General features: G+C 71.9%; 17 protein-coding genes and 1 riboswitch. Of the genes, 10 read left to right on the top strand and 7 right to left on the bottom strand.

Annotation, left to right across the window (positions count from 1 at the left end):
- Positions 1-74: 74 nt before the first annotated feature.
- The 6 genes from ABZ880_RS37215 to ABZ880_RS37190 all read right to left on the bottom strand — a co-directional run bounded on the left by ABZ880_RS37215 (position 75) and on the right by ABZ880_RS37190 (position 6,749).
- Positions 75-296: a helix-turn-helix domain-containing protein gene (locus tag ABZ880_RS37215; RefSeq protein WP_004002281.1), complete on the bottom strand. Its 222-nt coding sequence runs from the start codon at positions 294-296 to the stop codon at positions 75-77.
- 335 nt (positions 297-631) lie between these two features.
- Complete coding sequence (locus ABZ880_RS37210; RefSeq protein ID WP_361272511.1) at positions 632-2,230, bottom strand: ABC-F family ATP-binding cassette domain-containing protein; 1,599 nt, start codon at positions 2,228-2,230, stop codon at positions 632-634.
- Between the two features lie 92 nt (positions 2,231-2,322).
- On the bottom strand, positions 2,323-3,054 hold the full coding sequence (locus tag ABZ880_RS37205) for a hypothetical protein (protein ID WP_361272508.1): 732 nt from the start codon (positions 3,052-3,054) through the stop codon (positions 2,323-2,325).
- A 138-nt stretch (positions 3,055-3,192) separates the two neighbouring features.
- The gene (locus tag ABZ880_RS37200) at positions 3,193-4,593 is read right to left on the bottom strand and encodes a hypothetical protein (protein ID WP_361272506.1); all 1,401 of its coding nucleotides are present in this window, start codon (positions 4,591-4,593) and stop codon (positions 3,193-3,195) included.
- 193 nt (positions 4,594-4,786) lie between these two features.
- Positions 4,787-5,905 (bottom strand): alpha/beta fold hydrolase, encoded by a 1,119-nt coding sequence (locus ABZ880_RS37195; RefSeq protein WP_361272503.1) that lies wholly within the window; start codon positions 5,903-5,905, stop codon positions 4,787-4,789.
- A 112-nt stretch (positions 5,906-6,017) separates the two neighbouring features.
- The gene (locus tag ABZ880_RS37190) at positions 6,018-6,749 is read right to left on the bottom strand and encodes a class II aldolase/adducin family protein (protein WP_361272501.1); all 732 of its coding nucleotides are present in this window, start codon (positions 6,747-6,749) and stop codon (positions 6,018-6,020) included.
- A 198-nt stretch (positions 6,750-6,947) separates the two neighbouring features.
- On the opposite strand from ABZ880_RS37190, the gene ABZ880_RS37185 reads away from it, so the two are divergent.
- From ABZ880_RS37185 to cobI, 10 genes are all read left to right on the top strand, one after another.
- Positions 6,948-7,697, top strand: coding sequence for a lysozyme (locus ABZ880_RS37185; protein WP_361272498.1), 750 nt, complete (start codon positions 6,948-6,950; stop codon positions 7,695-7,697).
- Between the two features lie 153 nt (positions 7,698-7,850).
- Complete coding sequence (locus ABZ880_RS37180) at positions 7,851-9,092, top strand: inorganic phosphate transporter (RefSeq protein ID WP_361272496.1); 1,242 nt, start codon at positions 7,851-7,853, stop codon at positions 9,090-9,092.
- A 34-nt stretch (positions 9,093-9,126) separates the two neighbouring features.
- Positions 9,127-9,354, top strand: a complete 228-nt coding sequence (locus ABZ880_RS37175) for a hypothetical protein (protein ID WP_361272494.1) — start codon at positions 9,127-9,129, stop codon at positions 9,352-9,354.
- A gap of 137 nt (positions 9,355-9,491) precedes the next feature.
- Positions 9,492-9,634: riboswitch (cobalamin riboswitch) on the top strand.
- A 207-nt stretch (positions 9,635-9,841) separates the two neighbouring features.
- Entirely contained in the window at positions 9,842-10,780 is a 939-nt protein-coding gene (locus ABZ880_RS37170; protein WP_361272491.1) for a cobalamin biosynthesis protein, read from the top strand.
- On the top strand, positions 10,777-12,288 hold the full coding sequence (locus tag ABZ880_RS37165; RefSeq protein WP_361272488.1) for a cobyric acid synthase: 1,512 nt from the start codon (positions 10,777-10,779) through the stop codon (positions 12,286-12,288). The genes ABZ880_RS37170 and ABZ880_RS37165 overlap by 4 nt, the downstream gene beginning before the upstream one ends.
- Complete coding sequence (cobN, locus tag ABZ880_RS37160) at positions 12,285-15,956, top strand: cobaltochelatase subunit CobN (protein WP_361272486.1); 3,672 nt, start codon at positions 12,285-12,287, stop codon at positions 15,954-15,956. The genes ABZ880_RS37165 and cobN overlap by 4 nt, the downstream gene beginning before the upstream one ends.
- On the top strand, positions 15,953-17,941 hold the full coding sequence (locus tag ABZ880_RS37155) for a putative cobaltochelatase (protein ID WP_361272483.1): 1,989 nt from the start codon (positions 15,953-15,955) through the stop codon (positions 17,939-17,941). The genes cobN and ABZ880_RS37155 overlap by 4 nt, the downstream gene beginning before the upstream one ends.
- Positions 17,941-18,540: a cob(I)yrinic acid a,c-diamide adenosyltransferase gene (cobO, locus tag ABZ880_RS37150; protein ID WP_361272480.1), complete on the top strand. Its 600-nt coding sequence runs from the start codon at positions 17,941-17,943 to the stop codon at positions 18,538-18,540. The genes ABZ880_RS37155 and cobO overlap by 1 nt, the downstream gene beginning before the upstream one ends.
- Positions 18,540-19,904, top strand: coding sequence for a cobyrinate a,c-diamide synthase (locus tag ABZ880_RS37145; protein ID WP_361272477.1), 1,365 nt, complete (start codon positions 18,540-18,542; stop codon positions 19,902-19,904). The genes cobO and ABZ880_RS37145 overlap by 1 nt, the downstream gene beginning before the upstream one ends.
- Positions 19,889-20,635 (top strand): precorrin-2 C(20)-methyltransferase, encoded by a 747-nt coding sequence (cobI, locus tag ABZ880_RS37140; protein WP_361272474.1) that lies wholly within the window; start codon positions 19,889-19,891, stop codon positions 20,633-20,635. The genes ABZ880_RS37145 and cobI overlap by 16 nt, the downstream gene beginning before the upstream one ends.
- Positions 20,636-20,646: 11 nt before the next feature.
- Here the strand turns inward: cobI and ABZ880_RS37135 are convergent, their stop codons facing one another.
- Positions 20,647-21,378 (bottom strand): ZIP family metal transporter, encoded by a 732-nt coding sequence (locus ABZ880_RS37135; RefSeq protein WP_361272472.1) that lies wholly within the window; start codon positions 21,376-21,378, stop codon positions 20,647-20,649.
- Positions 21,379-21,393: the final 15 nt, after the last annotated feature.

Below are 21,393 nucleotides of genomic sequence, written 5' to 3'. Positions count from 1 at the left end.
GACTGCACAGTAACCACCCGGCCGATCTGCCGACCGACCGGGTGGCCACCATCGAAGCCGATGGGCCGCCCAGGTCAGGACGAGGCGGCCTTCTTGCCCCGTGTCGCACCGCCACGCCCACGGAGCGTGACGCCCGACTCGCTGAGCATCCGGTGTACGAAGCCATACGAGCGGCCGGTTTCCTCGGCCAGTGCCCGAATGCTCGCACCGGAGTCGTACTTCTTCTTCAGGTCTGCCGCGAGCTTGTCGCGCGCGGCGCCGGTAACCCGGCTGCCCTTCTTCAGAGTCTCGGCCACCCGTGCCTCCTCATGGGAAGTGCGCTCTGGTCCCCTCATGATCACCCCTCCGGGGCTTCATGGCCACCCATTCGGCAAGGTCGGTGAGACAGGCTTTTGACGACAGGAGCGCATCCCCACAAGCGGAATCTGTAATTCCCCCCAGAGACGTTCGTACCGCCGAACGAGCGAATTCACGAAGTGCCAGGTCAGAGACGTACGACGGCCGAGCCCTTGTCGATAAAGGGCTCGGCCGTGAAATCGATGTAGGACACACCTCGGTACGAGGAGATCTCACACAGATGATGGATCACCGGTGGGCCGAATGATCCATACGCCGTTGATCACGCATTCGATCAAGCGAGGGCGACGAGGTCCGCGTAGTCGGCGCCCCACAGGTCCTCGACGCCGTCCGGCAGCAGAATGATCCGCTCCGGCTGCAGCGCCTCGACGGCGCCCTCGTCGTGGGTGACGAGGACGACGGCGCCCTTGTAGGTGCGCAGCGCGCCGAGGATCTCCTCGCGGCTGGCGGGGTCGAGGTTGTTGGTCGGCTCGTCGAGGAGCAGGACGTTCGCCGAGGAGACGACCAGGGTGGCGAGGGCGAGGCGGGTCTTCTCGCCGCCGGAGAGGACGCCGGCCGGCTTGTCGACGTCGTCGCCGGAGAACAGGAACGAGCCGAGCACCTTGCGGACCTCGACGAGGTCCATGTCGGGGGCGGCGGAGCGCATGTTCTCCAGGACCGTGCGGTCCGGGTCGAGGGTCTCGTGCTCCTGGGCGTAGTAGCCGAGCTTGAGGCCGTGGCCCGGGACGACGGCGCCGGTGTCGGGCTGTTCGGCGCCCGCGAGGAGCCTCAACAGGGTTGTCTTTCCTGCGCCGTTGAGGCCGAGGATGACGACTCGCGAGCCCTTGTCGATGGCCAGGTCGACGTCGGTGAAGATCTCCAGGGAGCCGTACGACTTCGACAGGCCCTCCGCCGTCAGCGGGGTCTTGCCGCAGGGCGCGGGCTCGGGGAAGCGGAGCTTGGCGACCTTGTCGGAGACCCGCACCGCCTCGAGTCCGGCGAGCAGCCGGTCGGCGCGCTTGGCCATGTTCTGCGCGGCGACCGTCTTGGTGGCCTTGGCGCGCATCTTGTCGGCCTGCGAGTGCAGGGCGGCGGCCTTCTTCTCGGCGTTCTGCCGCTCGCGCTTGCGGCGCTTCTCGTCGGCCTCGCGCTGCTGCTGGTAGAGCTTCCAGCCCATGTTGTAGATGTCGATCTGGGCGCGGTTGGCGTCCAGGTAGAACACCTTGTTGACGACCGTCTCGACCAGGTCGACGTCGTGGGAGATCACGATGAAGCCGCCGCGGTAGGTCTTGAGGTAGTCCCGCAGCCAGATGATCGAGTCCGCGTCGAGGTGGTTCGTCGGCTCGTCGAGGAGCAGGGTGTCCGCGTCGGAGAACAGGATCCGCGCCAGTTCGATACGGCGGCGCTGACCGCCGGAGAGCGTGTGGAGCGGCTGGCTCAGCACCCGGTCGGGGAGGTTGAGCGCGGCGGCGATGGTGGAAGCCTCGGCCTCGGCGGAGTACCCGCCCTTGGTGAGGAACTCCGTCTCCTGGCGCTCGTACTGCTTGAGGGCCTTCTCGCGGGTGCCGCCCTTGCCGTTGGCGATGCGCTCCTCGTTCTCGCGCATCTTGCGGATCAGTACGTCGAGGCCGCGCGCGGAGAGGATGCGGTCGCGGGCGAGGACGTCGAGGTCGCCGGTGCGGGGGTCCTGCGGGAGGTAGCCGACCTCGCCGGAGCGGGTGATCTGGCCGGCGGCGGGGATGCCCTCGCCGGCGAGGCACTTGGTGAGGGTGGTCTTCCCGGCGCCGTTGCGGCCGACCAGGCCGATGCGGTCGCCCTTGGCGACACGGAAGTTGGCGGACTCGATGAGGACTCGGGCGCCGGCGCGCAGCTCGATACCGGAGGCGGAGATCACGGACAGACTCCAGGGCGGACAGAGGTTGACGGATGGGCGGCTGAGGACGTTCCCGCCGTCTAATGCGCGAGGAGAATGGCCATGGGCCAAGTCTAACGGGGCTGTGCAACCACTTTTTCTGTGTTCGTGTGTTCGGGCCGCCCGCCGGAGCCCTCGTCGCGGCGAGGCCTGTGGCGCGGGGAGATCCGGCCCCGGTCGTCCACCGCGATGAGCTGGGCTGTCCAGGCTCCGGTCCGGCAGGGCTGGGCGACGATCAGCACTCCGGCGTGACGTACGGCACGTGCGGGAGCGAAGGCGCAGCCCTGGTGTGCGGGCAGCACCCAGCGCAGGTCGCCGTCGGCGATGCGGTAGCCGGTGATGCGGGGCGGGGTGACCACGGCGAGCATGCCGCGGCCGAGCGGGCGCAGCACGCCGGTGCCGCCCTGCGCGGGGAGCCAGTCGGCGGCCGCGGGGAGGGCGCGGTGCCAGCGGACGGAGGTGCCGTCGGTGTCGGTGACCACTCCGTCGTCCCAGAGCGCGATGGCCTCCCCGCGCGAGGGGAGCACGGCGAGCGGACGACGGCCCTCACGGGCGTAGCTCCAGCCGTACGCCTCCACGGTCGCTCTGTGGGTCCGCAGTCCCGTCGCGGTGCCGTGCTGCACACGCGCGTGCACGGTGAGACGGTCCCCGTAGGGCGCGGGGCGGGCCTGGTGGGCGGCGGCCAGCACGGGTGCCGCCAGGAGAAGCGCGAGGGCGGCGGGCAGGAGGCGGCGGAGGGCCGAGGGCCCGGTGCTCCTCGGGGTGGCGGGGCCCGGCTCCGTCACCTCGACCGGCAGAACGACCACCTTGCCCCCTTGAGCACCCTTTGCCGCGGATCCGGCGCAGAGCGTAGCCACGCACGGACGCGGCGGTGCGGCATGCCGTCGTGACACGGCGGACGAGCGCGGGCACGTCCCCCGTTCGGCCCTCGCCCCGCCTCCCGGTCAGCTGCCCCCGGTGTGCACCTGGAAGGCGGCGCGGCGGACCGCCTTGGCGAGGGCGGGGTCGGGGTGGGCGGCCGCGAGGGCGACCAGGACCTGGACGGTGCGGGGGTGGCCGACGGCGCGCACCTCGTCGAGGAGCATCGGGACCGTGGGCTGCACCGCGGACTCCAGGTGCCGTACGAGCATCGGGGCCTCGCCGTGGTCGGCGACGGCGGCCGCGGTGTCGACCCACAGCCAGGTGGCCTCTTGCCGGGTGAGGACCTCGTGGGCGTCCTCGGGGTCGATGCCGTCGTGCTCGGCCAGCCACAGCAGGGCGTACGGCCGCAGGGTGGGCTCGTCGGCCACCGAGCGCACGTCGGGCTCGGCGGGGGCGCCGACCACACGCAGCGCCTCGAAGGCGAGGCCGCGCAGCAGGGCGTCGTCGCCGCGGGCGGCGTCGATGAGCTCGGTGACGGCGCTGCCGACGGGGCGGGCGGCGAGCCAGGCGCGGTACTCGGCGCGGGCCGCGTTGGGGCGCAGCTGGGCGCAGCCGCGCAGCATGTCCTCGGCGGCCTGCTCGATGTTCCCGGCGGGGCTCTGCGCGGCGACGCAGATCTGCTCCAGCTTGACCCAGACCGCCCAGCTGCCGAGCGGGGTGAGCGTGGCCTGTCCGCCGCCGTAGGTGAGGGCGCCGACGGAGGCGAGGGCGTACAGGGCCCAGTCGAGGAGCGGGGCGAGCGGGGCGTCGAGGGCCTCCGGCTGCGGTACGGGCTCGGGCTGCGGGCCGTAGGGGATCTCGCAGCGCTCGGTGCGCAGTTCGGTGACCCGCTGCTCGAGGAGGTCCAGGAGCTGTTCCACGGGGACGGGCCCGGCGGACAGTTGGAGGAAGGAGAGCACCTGGGGCATGGCCGAGACGACCTCGGCGACGGCGGCGGGCTCGTGGTCCGCGGGCTCGGCGTGGGCGAGCGACCAGGCGTCGAAGAGGGCGACCCAGCCGCGCAGTACGGCGCTGTCGTCGCGGTTCCAGGCGCGCAGCCGCCAGCCGGGGCGGGCGCTGTCGCCGTGCACCTCGACCAGGCCGGCGAGGCGGGCGGTGTCCCAGTCGGCGCGGACCTGAACCACGGTCAGGCCCAGGTCTTTGGAGGCCCGTTCGGCGGTCGCGTCGGCGAGGGTGGCCTTGCCGTCGGCGGTCGCGCCGTCGCTGCCCGGGCCGAGCGCGGCGTCGGCCCAGCGGGCGACGCGGGCCGCGGCGGCCAGTTGCAGGCGAGCCATTCTGGCCAGCTCCGCGGGTGCCGGTGTGCCCTCCGGTGGGCGGGGTGCGGCGCGGCGCGGGCGCCGCTGGTTCACAGCTGAGGGGGCGGCGGCCAGGGGTCGCGGGCGGACGAGTCGAAGCCTGGAGTCGCGCGGGATACGGGACGTCACGGGTGCAGTCTTCCGGTTGACGGTCCGAAAACCCAAACGGAATGTCACGGGGGGCGACGGGGCTGGCCAATGGACGGGTTCCGGCGGGCGGCTCGAGGCCGAGAACAGGCCAGTGGTACGGCCTTAAACGGAATCGCGTCGGTTGTTCAGCTCCGCCGCGCCGCGACCGTGCGGGACGGCCACCCGCAAGGGGTCACATGAGCGGGGTGAGGAAGCGGCGCAAGGCCTCTTCGTAGGCCTTCGGGTCGGCGTTCCACATCGCCGAGTGCGGGGCGTTCGGGACGGTGTGGAGGGCGATCAGGTTGGGGTGGGCGTTCACGAGCCGGCGGGAGTGCTCCCAGGGGGCCAGGGTGTCGTCCGGGCCGTGGAAGATCAGCGTCGGCACGGTCGGCAGCACGTTCTCGGCGGTGCGGTCGACCTCCAGTCCCGTGCGCCCCTGCGCGGCCCGTACCGCGAGCGGCAGCAGGGCGCCGGGTGTGCGGTGGGCCGAGGCGAGGGCGCGCAGCGTGGTCGTCCAGCTGAGCACCGGGGAGTCCAGGACCAGGCCGGAGATGCGCTCGCGCATGCCGGAGTGAGCGGCGGCGCGCAGCGCCATGGTGGCGCCGGTGGACCAGCCGTGCAGGACGACGTGCTCGGCGCCGTAGCGCACGGCGTAGCGGATCGCGGCGTCCAGGTCGCGCCACTCGGTCTCACCGAGGTGGTTCAGGCCGTCCGGGGGGCGGGGGGCGCCGAGGTCGCCGCGGTAGGCGAGGTCGAGCACCGGGAAGCGCTGGCGGTGCAGGAACTCCATGACGTTCATGGGGTGTTCCCGGGTGGCCCCCAGGCCGTGCACGGTGATCACCCAGGTGTCCCGCGCGCCGGGCACGAACCAGGCGGGCAGCGCGCCGAGTTCGCCGGGGACGTCGATGTCGGCGTGGTCGAGGCCGAGGGCGGCGCTCGGGTTGCCGATGTGCACGTTCGGGGTGAGCCACACCTTGTCGCCGGGTTCCAGGCTGCCGTGCGTGACGCGCACCAGGCGGCGGACGACGCTGTCGGCGGAGTGCGTGGCCGTGTCGAGGACGGGGCCGACCACCGCGTGGCTGCCGTCGCCGGCGAGGCCGTAGGTGCCGGGGCGCAGGGCCGCGAGGTCGCGGGTGAGGGCGATCTGGCCGGCGGCCGTGGCGTGCACGGTGAGCCGGGGCTCGGTGGGCAGCGGCCTGCCCGGGGGCGCCTTGAGCGCGGCGTCGCTCGCCAGCCGGCCGGCGGCCACGGAGGCTGCGCCGGCGGCCAGGGCCACGGTCAGTGCGGCGGCCGTTGCTTTGACTGTGCGCACCCGTCCAGTGTCCTGGCGGACCCGGTCACCGGCCAGCCGGAGGAAGGTGCGGGGTGATGCGGGGCGTCGACGATGGTGTGTCGTGGTCACCGGGTCCGGGTACCCCGTGAGCTCACTTGCGCTGCCCGTACCGGCGCAGCTTCTCCCCCGCCTCCGCGACCTGCTCCGGGGAGAGCAGCGTCGGCGACAGCCCCGGCACCGAGGACGCCGTCAGCCACAGGCGGCACATCCACTCCAGCTGGGCGGTGCGGTCGTAGGCCTGGTCGAGGGTGGTGCCGTAGGCCATCGTGCCGTGGTTCTGGAGGAGGCAGGCGGTGCGGTCGGCGAGGGCGTGGAGCATGTTCTCGGCCAACTCGTCGGTGCCGTATGCCGCATAGGGGGCAACTCGGACAGGGCCGCCGAGGGCGCCGGCCATGTAGTGGATCGCCGGGAGTTCGGGGACCAGCGTCGAGACGGCCGTCGCGTGCACGGCGTGCGTGTGGACGACGGCGCGGGCGTCGGTGGTGCGGTAGACGGCGAGGTGCATGGGCAGTTCGCTCGTCGGGACGAGCGTGCCGAGCACCTGACGGCCGTCGAGGTCGACACCGGTCACGTCGTCCGGCGCGAGCCGGTCGTAGGGCAGACCCGAGGGCGTGACCAGCACGGTGTCCCCGACGCGGACCGAGACATTGCCGGAGGTGCCGACGACGAGGCCGTCGGCGACCGTGCGGCGGGCGGTGGCGACGAGGGCCTGCCAGGCCTGTGCCTCCTCGGCGCTCGCACCCCGCCTCCACCCCTCGGGCACATCCTGTGCACCCTCCCGCGCATCCCGTTCGTCCCGATGGTCGCGTCGCTGCTCAGCCATGCCGCGATCCTGCCAGGCGCATGGTCAACCCGCCGCGGAGCCGGGGCACTTTAGGGCGGAAGCCGGGCCTCCGAAAGACCCCGTATAGGGACATATCCCCTTGTTCCCATGCTTGGCCTGAGATCGACCGGCATTCAACGATCTTCCAGTAATCTCCCCGTTGATTTTGTCGTGCACGTCGCCATTCCGGGGGGAAATATGGCCCGTGATCGCAAACCGTCCCGCCGCCGCAACCGCGTCCTCGCGGTCTCCGTGGCGGCGCTCGTCGTCGGGGGGACCGCCCTCGCCGAGCTGCCGGCCTCGGCCGCGAGCCTGCCGAAGGGACATGACGTCTCCTCGCACCAGAAGAACGTCAACTGGTCGAGCGCGAAGGCGAAGGGCGCCAAGTTCGTCTACGTCAAGGCGACCGAGTCCACCAACTACCGCAATCCGTACTTCGGCCAGCAGTACAACGGCGCCCGCAACGCCGGCATCATCCGCGGCGCGTACCACTTCGCACTGCCGAACAAGTCCTCGGGCCGGACCCAGGCGGCCTACTTCGTGCGCAACGGCGGCGCGTGGAGTGCGGACGGCTGGACTCTGCCGCCCGCGCTCGACATCGAATACAACCCGTACGACGCCAAGCACAAGTGCTACGGCCTCAGCAAGGCCGGCATGGTCAACTGGATCAAGTCGTTCAGCAACGAGGTGAAGCGGCTCACCGGCCGCCGCCCGGTGATCTACACGACCACCCACTGGTGGAACACCTGCACCGGCAGCAGCCGCGCCTTCGCCTCGAACCACGCGCTGTGGCTGGCTCGTCACAACTCCGCGGACGCGGGATCGCTGCCGGCCGGCTGGTCGTTCTGGAGCTTCTGGCAGTACGACAACAGCGGCAGCCTGCCGGGTGATCAAAATCTCTTCAACGGGTCCCAGGCCCAGCTGAGGAAGTTCGCCCGGGGGCACTAGCCAAGGGACGCCGAGGGACCCGGGGGGCCGCCGAATCGGGCGGAACGGCGACCCCCCGTTACGGACACCCCACAGCTGCCCCCAGTTCATCTTCCGTTCACTCAGGTTTCCTACGGTCAACCGACCGATGACTTCGAACGATTGCCTGGGTAAATGGAAAACTTCTCGCTGATCCTCGCGATTGTGGTGATCACCGCACTCGCGTTCGATTTCACGAACGGTTTCCACGACACCGCCAACGCGATGGCCACCACCATCTCGACCGGTGCACTCAAGCCCAAGGTCGCGGTGGCCATGTCCGCCGCGCTGAACCTTGTGGGCGCCTTCCTCTCCGTTGAGGTCGCCAACACGATCTCCAAGGGTCTCGTCGACGAGAACGGCATACGTCCCGAGGTCATATTCGCGGCCCTGGTCGGCGCGATCCTCTGGAACCTGCTGACCTGGCTCGTCGGACTCCCGTCCAGTTCCTCGCACGCCCTCATGGGCGGTCTGATCGGCGCCACCATCGCATCGGCCGGCATGGGCGCGGTCCACGGCGACGTGCTCGTCACCAAGGTGCTCATCCCGGCGCTCGCCGCCCCGATCGTGGCGGGCCTCGCCGCGATGCTGGCGACCCGGCTGTCGTACACGCTCGGCAAGAAGGCCGACGGCAAGGCCGCCGAGAAGGGCTACCGCGCCGGCCAGATCGCCTCGGCCGGCCTGGTCTCCCTCGCGCACGGCACGAACGACGCGCAGAAGACGATGGGCATCATCACCCTCGCCCTGGTCGCCGGCGGCGTCGTCGCCCCCGACTCCGACCCGCCCACCTGGGTCATCCTCTCCGCCGGTCTCGCCATCGCGCTCGGCACCTGGCTCGGCGGCTGGCGCATCATCCGCACCATGGGCAAGGGCCTGACCGACCTCCAGCCGCAGCAGGGCTTCGCCGCCCAGACCAGCGCGGCCACGGTCATCCTGGCCTCCTCCCACCTCGGCTTCTCCCTCTCCACCACCCACTCGGTCTCCGGTTCGGTGATGGGCGCGGGCCTCGGCCGCAAGGGCGGTGTGGTCCGCTGGTCGACGGCGACCCGGATGCTGGTCGCCTGGGTCCTGACGCTGCCGGCCGCCGCCCTGGTCGGCGCGCTCGCGGAGTCCGTGACCGACCTCGGCGACTGGGGCACCGGCGTGGTCGCCGTCTTCCTGATCGCCTCCAGCGCGGCCATCTGGAAGATCTCCCGCCGTGAGGTCGTAGACGCCTCGAACGTCAACGAGACCGAGGAGCCGGCGGGCGTGGTGACCACGGCGATCGCCGCCGTGACCCCGCCGCCCGCGGGCACGGTGACCGAGGACCTGACGGCCACCATCCCCGCTCCGGCCGCCACCCCCGACCAGGCCGCCCCGCCCGCGGCGACGGTCTGAGCCCGCCCATCCGGTACGAAGGAAGAGAAGCAGCATGAAGATCGACTGGGCAGCCCTGGGCTCCGTCTTCGGCGTCAGCCTCGCGGTCACCGTGGGCCTCGTCGCCCTGTTCACCCTGGGCGTCATGGGCCTGTCCCGCCGCGAACGGGCCGTGGCACAGGGCAATTCGGCGACCCTCGCGGTCACCGGCGCGTACGTGGCCTTCGCGGGGTGCGCGGCGGCGGTGGCGTACGGAATCAACCTGATCATGGCCAAGGGCTGAGCCCCGGGCCGCAGTTGCTCCGCGCGTGGTGCCGGGACGGTGATCCGTCCCGGCACCACGCGTTTCCGTGACCACTGCGACCCCTCGTATGTGGGCCTCAGCACACTCTCCCGTCGCAGGTCAACGGCAAGTTGACGGCCCTTCCAAGGCCGTGGTGGACTGCCGAGGCCAGCTACGGCGGCAAGAGAGGAAGCCGGTGCAAGTCCGGCGCGGTCCCGCCACTGTCACCGGGGTAGGAAGTCCCGGGAGCCAGGAACTCTCACCGCCGGTCTCGTCGAACCAGGGCGCGGACACCCTGAGTGAGGACATATCGCCATGCCAGCCTGCCGTTTGAGGGCCTGCCCGCGAACCCCCGTCGTCCGCCCGCAGGGCGGGCACCGCGGTGGCCGATGCGTGCGATCGCAAGGCGCCGGGCTGCCCTCGTGGCGGAGCCAGGCCCTCAGGTACAGGACCAGGTCGCTGCCCGACCCCACGGCCGGCTGAGCCCATGCGTGCCGATCGCGTTTTCGCGTACGGCGCCGCCGCCGGACTTCTCGGTGACCTTCTGCTCGGCGATCCGCGCCGTGGGCATCCGGTCGCCGCGTTCGGGCGGGGCGCGGGGGCCGTGGAACAGGTGTTGTGGCGGGACCATCGTGGGTGGGGGGCGCTGCACACGGCCGTGTGCGTGGGGGGTGCCGTCTCTGCCGGTGCCCTGGCCGCTTCTCTCGTACGTCCCTCCCGTACCGCCTCCGTCGCGCTGACCGCCGCCGCCACCTGGGCCGTGGTCGGGGGGACTTCGCTCGCGCGTGAGGCGCGGAGCATTGGGCGTGCCCTGGAGGCGGGGGACGTCGAGGCCGCCCGGGCCCGGCTGCCGCATCTGTGCGGGCGGGATCCGCAGGCGCTGGACGCCGACGGCATCGCCAGGGCGGTTGTGGAGTCCGTTGCCGAGAACACCTCGGATGCCGTCGTGGGGGCGCTGGTGTGGGGGGCCGTCGGCGGGGTGCCGGGGCTGCTCGGCTTCCGGGCCGTCAACACCCTCGACGCGATGGTCGGTCACAAGTCGGCCCGGTACCGGCGGTTCGGGTGGGCGGCCGCGCGGCTGGACGACCTGGCCGGGTGGCCCGGCGCCCGGTTGACGGCCGTGCTGGCGACGGTCGCCGGTGACGATCCCCGCGGGGCGGCACGTGCCTGGCGTACGGATGCCTCGAAGCACCCGAGCCCCAATGCCGGGCCCGTGGAGGCGTCGTTCGCGGGGGCGTTGGGGGTGCGGCTCGGCGGGACCCTGTCGTACGGGGGGCGGGTCGAGCACCGGCCCGTTCTCAACGCGCAGGGGCACACCGTCGCCGTGGCGGACATCGAGCGGGCCGTACGCCTCTCGAGGCGCGTCGGTCTGCTCGCGCTCGGCGTCGGTGTCGCCGCACGCCTCGTGAAGGGACGCAGGTCATGACCGGGGGCGGTCTTCTCGTTGCCGGTACCACCTCCGATGCCGGCAAGAGTGTCGTCACCGCCGGTATCTGTCGTTGGCTGGTGCGGCAGGGGGTCAAGGTCGCGCCCTTCAAGGCGCAGAACATGTCCCTCAATTCGTTCGTGACGCGCGAGGGTGCCGAGATCGGGCGGGCGCAGGCCATGCAGGCGCAGGCCTGTCGCATCGAGCCCACCGCGCTGATGAATCCCGTGCTGCTCAAGCCCGGTGGTGAGCAGAGCAGTCAGGTGGTGCTCATGGGCAAGCCTGTCGGCGAGCTGAGTGCCCGGGGGTATCACGGGGGGCGGCAGCAGAAACTGCTCGGGACCGTTCTCGACTGTCTCGCCGAATTGCGGGGCACGTATGACGCGGTGATCTGTGAGGGGGCCGGTTCTCCCGCCGAGATCAATCTGCGGCGGACGGACATCGTCAACATGGGGATCGCGCGGAATGCGCGGTTGCCCGTGCTCGTGGTCGGGGACATCGATCGTGGTGGTGTCTTCGCGTCCTTCTTCGGGACCGTCGCGCTGCTCTCGCCCGAGGACCAGGAGCTCGTCGCCGGGTTCCTCGTCAACAAGTTCCGGGGGGACGTCAGCCTCCTGGAGCCCGGGCTCGACATGCTGCACGGGCTCACCGGGCGGCACACCTACGGCGTCCTGCCCTTCCGGCACGGTCTCGGCATCGACGAGGAGGACGGGCTGCGGGTGTCGCTGCGCGGCACGGTCCGGGAGTCGAACACCGCCCCGCCCGTCGGGGAGGACGTGCTGCGGGTCGCCGTCTGTGCGATCCCGCTCATGTCCAACTTCACGGACGTCGACGCGCTGGCCGCCGAACCGGGTGTCGTGGTGCGGTTCGTGGACCGGCCCGAGGAGCTCGCCGATGCCGACCTCGTCGTCATTCCGGGGACGCGGGGGACGGTCCGTGCGCTGGAGTGGCTGCGGGAGCGCGGCCTTGCGGAGGCCCTCGTGCGCAGGACCGCCGAGCAGCGGCCCGTGCTCGGCATCTGCGGCGGCTTCCAGGTGCTCGGCGAGCACATCGAGGACGAGGTCGAGAGCCGGCAGGGGGACGTGACGGGCCTCGGTGTCCTTCCCGTCCGGGTGCGGTTCGCCCGGGAGAAGACCCTCACCCGGCCGGTCGGCGAAGCCCTCGGCGAGCGCGTCGAAGGGTACGAGATCCATCACGGGGTCGCGTCCATGGACGGAGGGGAAGCCTTCCTGGACGGCTGCCGGGTCGGGCAGACCTGGGGCACCCACTGGCACGGTTCGCTGGAGTCGGACGGCTTCCGGCGGGCCTTTCTGCGCGAGGTGGCCGCTGCCGCGGGCCGCCGCTTCGTGCCCGCCGACGACACCTCCTTCGCCGCGCTGCGCGAGGAGCAGCTCGACCGGCTCGGCGACCTGATCGAACAGCACGCGGACACGGACGCGCTGTGGCGGCTCATCGAGTCCGGCGCGCCGCAAGGACTGCCTTTCATCCCACCGGGAGCACCCGCATGAGCACAGTGTTGTTGTTGTCGACCGCCGACACGGATCTGTTGGCGGCCCGGGCCGCTTCCGACGCCGACTACCGGATCGGCAACCCCACCCGGGTGGACGTCGAGCGGGAACTCCCCGGTCTCCTCGCCGGCGCCGACGTCGCCGTCGTACGGCTGCTGGGCGGAAAGCGGGCCTGGGAGGACGGGCTGGCCGCCCTGAAGGCCTCCGGCGTCCCGACCGTGCTGCTCGGCGGAGAGGCCGTGCCCGACGCGGAGTTGATGGCCGAGTCGTCGGTGCCCGCCGGTGTGGTGGCGGAGGCCCTCAGGTACCTCGTCGAGGGCGGGCCCGCCAACCTCACCGAGCTCGCGCGGTTCCTCTCCGACACCGTGCTGCTGACCGGCGAGGGGTTCGTCGAGCCGCAGAAGATGCCCGAGTACGGCGTCCACGGCGAGCGTCCGTTCGTCGAGGGCCGGCCGACCGTCGGCGTGCTCTTCTACCGGGCGCACGAGCTGAGCGGCAACACCGGGTTCGTGGACACCCTGTGCGACGCGATCGAGGCGCGTGGCGCCAACGCCCTTCCCGTGTACTGCGGTTCGCTGCGCGGCGCGGACGCCGGGCTGTACGAGATCCTCGGCCGGGCCGACGCCCTCGTCGCCACCGTCCTCGCCGCCGGCGGCACGCACGCCTCGCAGGCGTCGGCCGGCGGTGACGAGGAGGCCTGGGACATCGGAGCGCTCGCCGATCTCGACGTGCCTGTTCTGCAAGGGCTTTGCCTTACCTCGTCGCACGCGGCCTGGGACGAGTCGGACGCCGCCCTCTCCCCCATGGACGCGGCGATGCAGGTCGCGATCCCGGAGTTCGACGGGCGGCTCGTCACCGTGCCGTTCTCCTTCAAGGAGCAGGGCCCGGACGACGTGCCGGTCTATGTCGCCGACCCGGAGCGGGCCGCGAGGGTCGCCGGAATCGCCGTACGGCACGCGCAGTTGAAGCACAAGGCGAACGCGGACAAGAAGCTGGCGCTCGTCTTCACCGCGTACCCGACGAAGCACTCACGGGTCGGGAACGCGGTCGGCCTGGACACGCCCGCGTCGGCCGTACAGGTGCTGGACGCGCTGCGGGACGCCGGGTACTCGCTCACCGAATACCCCGACCACGGCGACGAGTTGATCCACCGGCTGATCCAGGCCGGCGGGCACGACGTCGAGTGGCTGACCGAGGAGCAGCTGGCCGCCGCACCCGCGCGCGTGCCGCTCACCGACTACCGGGCGTGGTTCGACAAGCTCGACCCGGAGCTCAGGGACGGGATGCTGGAGGCGTGGGGCGAGCCGCCGGGTTCGCTGTACGTGGACGGGGACGACATCGTCCTCGCCTCTCTCCAGTTCGGGAACGTCGTCGTGATGATCCAGCCGCCGCGCGGCTTCGGCGAGAACCCGATCGCGATCTACCACGACCCCGACATGCCGCCCTCGCACCACTACATGGCGGCGTACCGGTGGCTGGAGGCTGCGACATCAGAGGGGGGCTTCGGCGCCGACGCGATCGTCCACATGGGCAAGCACGGCACGATGGAGTGGCTGCCCGGCAAGGGACTCGGGCTCAGCAGCGGCTGCGCACCGGACGCCGTGCTCGGCGAACTGCCCCTGATCTACCCCTTCATCGTCAACGACCCCGGCGAGGGCACCCAGGCCAAGCGGCGCGGGCACGCCACGGTCGTCGACCACCTCGTACCGCCGATGGCCCGCGCGGACACCTATGGCGACCTGGCCAAGCTGGAGCAGCTGCTCGACGAGTACGCGCTCGTCTCCGACCTGGACCCGACCAAGGCGCCAGCCGTGCGGGCGCAGATCTGGACGCTGGTCAAGGCGGCCGAGCTGCACCACGACCTGCATGTGGACGAGCAGCCGGACGACGGCGACTTCGACGAGTTCGTCATGCACATCGACGGCTATCTGTGCGAGATCAAGGACGTACAGATCAGGGACGGCCTGCACATCCTCGGTGGCGGGCCGGTCGGTGAACCGCGTGTCAATCTCGTGCTCGCCGTGTTGCGCGCCTCGCAGGTGTGGGGCGGGCAGGCCAACGCGCTGCCGGGGCTCAGGGCCTGTCTCGCATCCCATTTCGGGCTCGTGGAGAAGGAGTTGCTCGCCGAGCCGGGTGCTCCCGTCAAGGTCCCGGTCGAGCTGACCGATCTCGTCGAGGGTCCGTCCCGTACCGCCGCCGACGCGATCGACCTGCTGGAGCAGCTGTGCCGGCGGATCGCGGAGGGCATGGAGGCACGGGAGTGGGACGTCACGGCCGCTGCGGCCCTCGTCGGTGAGGTTCTGCGCACCGAACTCCCGGACGCCATCGCGGTGTTGGAGTTCGCCTGCAACGAGGTCGTGCCCCGGCTGGCGAAGACCACCGACGAGATCGGCCACATCCTCAGGGCACTCGACGGCGGTTACATCCCGGCGGGTCCCTCCGGTTCGCCGACGCGCGGGCTGGTCAATGTGCTCCCGACCGGCCGGAACTTCTACTCCGTCGACCCCAAGGCCATCCCGTCCAGGCTGAGTTGGGAGGTCGGCCAGTCCCTCGCCGACTCGCTCGTCCAGCGGTATCTGCAGGACACCGGCGAGTACCCGAAGTCCGTCGGCCTGACGGTCTGGGGCACGTCCGCGATGCGCACCCAGGGCGACGACATCGCCGAGATCCTGGCGCTGCTGGGCTGCCGGCCGGTGTGGGACGACGCCTCGCGCCGGGTGACCGGCTTCGAGGTCATCGGCCTCGAGGAGCTCGGGCGGCCGCGCATCGACGTCACCGTCCGCATCTCCGGCTTCTTCCGCGACGCGTTCCCGCACGTGGTCGGGCTGATCGACGACGCCGTACGCAAGGTCGCCGAGCTGGACGAGCCCGCCGACCGCAACTTCGTCCGCGCCCACGCCGACGAGGACACCGCCGAGCACGGCGACCGGCGGCGCGCGACCGCCCGGGTCTTCGGCTCCAAGCCGGGGGCCTACGGCGCCGGTCTGCTGCCGCTGATCGACGCCCGCAACTGGCGTTCGGACGCGGACCTCGCCGAGGTGTACGCGGTGTGGGGCGGTTACGCCTACGGTCGGGGGCTCGACGGACGGGCCGCGCGCGGGGACATGGAGACGGCCTTCAAGCGCATTGCCGTGGCAGCCAAGAACGTCGACACCCGTGAGCACGATCTCGTCGACGCCGACGACTACTTCCAGTACCACGGCGGCATGGTCGCCATGGTGCGCCATCTGACGGGCGCGAGCCCCGAGGCGTACGTCGGCGACTCCGCCGTACCCGACCAGGTCAAAACCCGGACGCTCGGCGAGGAGACGCACCGGGTCTTCCGCGCCCGGGTCGTGAACCCGCGCTGGATGGCGGCCATGCGGCGGCACGGCTACAAGGGTGCGTTCGAGATGGCGGCGACCGTCGACTACCTCTTCGGGTACGACGCCACGGCCGGGGTCGTGGACGACTGGATGTACGAGAAGCTCAGCGCCGAGTACGTCTTCGCCCCGGAGAACCGGGAGTTCATGCAGAAGTCCAACCCGTGGGCGCTGCGCGGGATCACGGAACGGCTCCTCGAGGCCGCCGAGCGCGGGCTGTGGGCCGAGCCGGACGCGGAGACGCTGGAGCGGCTGCGCGCCACGTACCTGGAGCTGGAAGGCGACTTGGAGGGCGACGACCAGTGAGCACCCCCTTCCCCTTTACGGCCGTCGTCGGCCAGGACGACCTGCGGCTCGCGCTGCTGCTGAACGCCGTGTCCCCGGCGGTCGGCGGTGTGCTGGTGCGCGGCGAGAAGGGCACCGCCAAGTCGACGGCGGTGCGCGCCCTTTCGGCGCTGCTGCCGGAGGTGGCCGTCGTCCCCGGATGCCGCTTCTCCTGCGACCCCGCGGCGCCGGACCCGTCCTGCCCGGACGGACCGCACGAGCCGGGACCGGGCACCCGACGTCCCTCCCGCATGGTCGAGTTGCCGGTCGGCGCCTCCGAGGACCGGCTGGTCGGCGCCCTCGACATCGAGCGGGCGCTGGCAGAGGGCGTGAAGGCCTTCGAGCCGGGGCTCCTCGCGGACGCACACCGCGGGATCCTCTACGTCGACGAGGTCAACCTCCTCCACGACCACCTGGTCGACCTGCTGCTGGACGCGGCCGCGATGGGTGCCTCGTATGTCGAGCGCGAGGGTGTGTCCGTACGGCACGCCGCCCGTTTCCTGCTTGTCGGGACCATGAATCCCGAAGAGGGCGAGCTGCGGCCGCAGTTGCTCGACCGCTTCGGCCTGACCGTCGAGGTCGCGGCCTCGCGGGAGCCGGACCAGCGGGTGGAGGTCGTACGACGGCGACTCGCCTACGACGACGATCCGGCCGGTTTCGCGGCCCGTTGGGCGGACGAAGAGACTGCGGTACGTAAACGCATCGTCGCGGCAAGGGAGTTGTTGCCGTCGGTGCGGCTGGGCGACGGGGCGCTTCGGCAGATCGCGGCGACCTGTGCCGCCTTCGAGGTGGACGGCATGCGGGCCGACATCGTGATGGCGCGGACCGCCACCGCGCTGGCGGCCTGGTCCGGGCGGACCGATGTGCTCGCCGAGGACGTACGGCAGGCTGCCCTGCTCGCACTGCCGCACCGCAGGCGCCGTAACCCCTTCGATGCGCCGGGACTCGACGAGGACAAGCTCGACGAGACGCTGGAGGAATTCGGCGAGGGCGACGACGATCCCGGCCCCGACGACGGCGGGCCGGGTGGCGGGGGCGGCGGACAGCCGTCGCCCGATGCCGGTCCGCAGGACGGCGACACCGGTGCGCGGCCCGAGGCTGGCGAAGGTGGCGAACCGCAGCCCTCGGGAGCTGCCGAGCAGTCCGCCGTGCGGGCCTCCGAGCCGTTCCGCGCCAAGGTGCTGAGCGTGCCCGGGATCGGTGAGGGCGCGGCCGGGCGGCGTTCGCGGGCGCGGACCGAACACGGGCGGACCACGGGCGCCAGGCGGCCCCGGGGCGCTCTGACGAAGCTGCACCTGGCGGCGACCGTGCAGGCGGCCGCGCCGCATCAGCGGGCCCGGGGGCGGTCGGGGCCGGGGCTGGTCGTACGGCGGGACGATCTGCGGCAGGCGACCCGGGAAGGGCGCGAGGGGAACCTCGTGCTGTTCGTGGTGGACGCCTCGGGGTCGATGGCGGCTCGGCAGCGGATGAGTGCCGTGAAGGGGGCCGTGCTGTCGCTGCTGCTGGATGCGTATCAGCGGCGGGACAAGGTGGGGCTGGTGACGTTCCGCGGGTCGGCGGCCGATGTCGCCCTGCCGCCGACCTCCTCCGTGGACGCGGCGGCCGTACGGCTGGAGTCGCTGCCGACGGGCGGTCGGACGCCGCTCGCGGCCGGGCTGCTCAAGGCGCACGACGTGCTGCGGGTGGAGCGGTTGCGGGATCCGGCGCGGCGGGCGCTCGTCGTGGTCGTGACCGACGGGCGGGCCACCGGCGGCCCGGAACCGGTCGCGCTCGCCGGGCGGGCGGCCCGGCTGTTCGCCGCAGACGGGACCGCCTCCGTGGTCGTCGACTGCGAGTCCGGGCCGGTGCGGCTGGGGCTCGCCGGGCAGCTCGCGGGTGAACTGGGCGGTACGGCGGTGACGTTGGACGAGCTGCGGGCGGACAGCATCGCCGGGCTGGTGAAGGACGTACAGAGGAGGGCCGCGTAATGCCGCAGGGGCAGCCGAGTGTCGTACCGGACGACGGACTGACGACCCGTCAGCGACGTAACCGTCCGCTGGTCGTCGTCCACACCGGGATCGGGAAGGGCAAGTCGACCGCCGCGTTCGGGCTTGCGCTGCGGGCCTGGAACCAGGGGTGGCCGATCGGGGTGTTCCAGTTCGTCAAGTCGGCCAAGTGGAAGGTCGGCGAGGAGAACGCGCTGCGGGTGCTCGGCGCCTCCGGCGAGGGCGGGACCGTCGACTGGCACAAGATGGGCGAGGGCTGGTCCTGGGTCCAGCGGGACGCCCAGATGGACAACGAGGACAAGGCCCGGGAGGGCTGGGAGCAGGTCAAGCGGGATCTGGCCGCGGAGACGTACAAGCTGTATGTGCTCGACGAGTTCGCCTACCCGATGCACTGGGGGTGGGTCGACACCGATGAGGTCGTCGACGTGCTGCGGAATCGGCCGGGGACCCAGCATGTCGTCATCACCGGGCGGAACGCGCCCGAGAAGCTCGTCGACTTCGCCGACCTCGTGACCGACATGTCCAAGGTCAAGCACCCGATGGACGCGGGCCAGAAGGGCCAGCGGGGAATCGAGTGGTGATGTCCTCGTCCGTGTCCGTCCCTCGGCTGGTCATTGCCGCGCCGTCCTCCGGCAGCGGCAAGACCACCGTCGCCACGGGGTTGATGGCCGCGTTCGCCGCGCGGGGGCTTGCCGTGTCTCCGCACAAGGTCGGGCCGGACTACATCGACCCCGGGTATCACGCGCTCGCCACCGGGCGGGTGGGACGGAACCTCGACGCGTACCTGTGCGGGCCGGAGCTGGTCGGGCCGTTGTTCCTGCACGGGGCCCGTGGCTGCGACATCGCCGTCGTCGAGGGTGTGATGGGGATGTACGACGGGGCCGCGGGGGAGGGTGAACTGGCGTCCACCGCGCATGTGGCGAAGCTGCTCGGTGCGCCGGTGGTGCTGGTCGTGGACGCGTCGTCGCAGTCGCGGTCGGTGGCGGCGCTGGTGCACGGGTTCGTGTCGTGGGATCCGGAGGTGCGGGTCGGGGGCGTGATCCTGAACAAGGTCGCCTCGGACCGGCACGAGGAGTTGCTGCGGGACGCGTTGGACGCGGCCGGGGTGCCTGTGCTGGGGGTGCTGCGGCGGGCGGCTCAGGTGGACACGCCCTCGCGGCACTTGGGGTTGGTGCCGGTCGCCGAACGGCACGCTGCCGCGGTGGAGGCCGTGGGGGCGATGGCGGCGCAGGTCGAGCGGGGGTGCGATCTCGCGGCGCTGGCTGAGCTGGCGCGTGGTGCGGGTGCTTTGTCGTGTGCGGCTTGGGATGCGGCTGAGGCGCTGGGGGCTGCGCCCCCAGACGGGCTGAAGGTTGCTGTTGCCGGTGGACCGGCATTCACGTTCTCCTATGCCGAGCACGCCGAGCTGCTCGCCGCGGCCGGTGCCGAAGTCGTCCCCTTCGATCCCCTCCGTGACGAGCAACTGCCCGACGGTACGCGCGGGTTGGTCATCGGGGGCGGGTTCCCCGAGGTGTACGCCGCCGAGTTGTCCGCCAACGAACCCCTGCGCAAGGCCGTCGCCGCCCTCGCGGAGTCCGGCGCTCCCGTCGCCGCCGAGTGTGCCGGGCTGCTGTACCTGTCGCAGGAGCTGGACGGACAGCCCATGTGCGGGGTGCTGGATGCCACCGCCCGGATGTCCGAGCGGCTCACCCTCGGGTACCGGGACGCCGTGGCCGTCAGCGACAGTGTGCTGGCGCCCGCCGGGACCCGGATGCGGGGCCACGAGTTTCATCGGACCGTCGTCGAGCCGGGGGCGGGGGCGGCTCCCGCGTGGGGCGTGCGTGGCCCGGCGCCGCGGGTCGAAGGTTTCGTACAACAAGGTGTGCACGCGAGTTATCTGCACACGCACTGGGCGTCCGAGCCCGGTGTCGCCCGTCGGTTCGTGGAGAGGTGCCGGACGTCATGAGCAACAGCAGGCTGATCGGAGTCGGGGTGGGCCCGGGCGATCCCGAGCTGGTGACCGTCAAAGGCGTCAACGCCCTGCGCGCCGCCGATGTCGTCGTCGTGCCGGTGATGGACACCGGTGAGCGCGGGCGGGCCGAGGCCACCGTGCTGCACTACGTGCCCGCGGAGAAGGTCGTCCGGGTCGTGTTCGCCCTGAACGAGCGGACCGACCACGCGCGGCGCGAGGCCGCCTGGGACGCCGCCGGGGAGCGGGTCGCCCAGCTCCTGAACGACCACGGCAGCGTCGCCTTCGCCACCATCGGCGACCCCAACGTGTACTCGACCTTCACCTACCTCGCGCAGACCATCGCCGAGCTGGTGCCGGGGACCGTGGTGGAGACCGTGCCGGGCATCACCGCCATGCAGGACCTCGCCGCGCGCTCCGGTGCCGTGCTCACCGAAGGCACCGAGCCGCTCACCCTCGTGCCCGTCACCGCCGGGACCGCCGTGCTCAAGGACGCCCTGAACGGGCCCGGCACCGTCGTCGCCTACAAGTTCGGGCGGCAGGCCGGCGAGGTCGCCGAGGCGCTGCGCGAGACCGGGCGGATCGGCGACGCCGTGTGGGGGTCGGCGCTCGGGCTGGCGTCCGAGTCCATCCGGCCCGCCGCCGAACTCGGCGGCACTCCCCTGCCGTACCTCTCCACGCTCATCGCGCCCCCGCCGCGCGACGGCGGACGGGGCGGGAAGCTGTGACCGGCGCCGGCTCAGCCCGAGATGCCCACCACGAGCCAGATGAACGCCGCCCCGGCCACCGTGCACAGCAGCGTCGAGTGGGCGGGGTGCTCGTGGTGCGCCTCGGGGAGGATCTCGGCGGCGGCGAGGTAGAGCAGTACGCCGCCGAACAGGCCGAGATAGCCGCCGAGCACGCCCTCCGGGATGGTGACGAAGGCCGTCGAGGCCGCGCCCACGATGGGGGCCACCGCGTCCGCGAACAGCATGATCTGGGCCTTGCGGCGGGCGTTCCCGTACAGGCTCGTGATCGTGTACGTGTTGAAGCCGTCCGCGAAGTCGTGGGCCACGACGGCCAGCGCGACCGCCGTACCCATGCCGCCGCCGACCTGGAAGGCCGCGCCGATCGCCACGCCGTCCATGGCGCTGTGGCCGACCATGGCCGCGGCCGCCGTGAGGCCCACCTCGGGCGCGCGGCCGCCGTTGGTCTCCTCGCCGCCGTGCGAGGCCTGGCGGACCGCCAGCAGGCGTTCCACCAGATGGGCCAGGAGGAATCCGGCCACGAACAGCAGCAGGGCCGCCGGTACGCCGAAGACCTCGGTGCTCGCCGCCTCGACCGCCTCCGGCAGCAGATCCAGGCCGACCACACCGAGCATCAGGCCGCCGGCCAGGCCCAGGACCAGGTGGCGGCGGTCGGTCACACGCTGTGCCGTCCAGCCGCCGGCCAACGTCATCAGGAACGCGCCGAGCGCGACGAAGACCGCCATGTGCCCTTGCTATCC

The organism is Streptomyces sp. NPDC047043 (genome assembly GCF_040644055.1).
In the GTDB taxonomy this organism is placed as follows: Bacteria; Actinomycetota; Actinomycetes; order Streptomycetales; family Streptomycetaceae; genus Streptomyces.
Note: the sequence above shows the minus strand (reverse complement) of the source record. Positions and strands in the feature narration are given on the sequence as shown.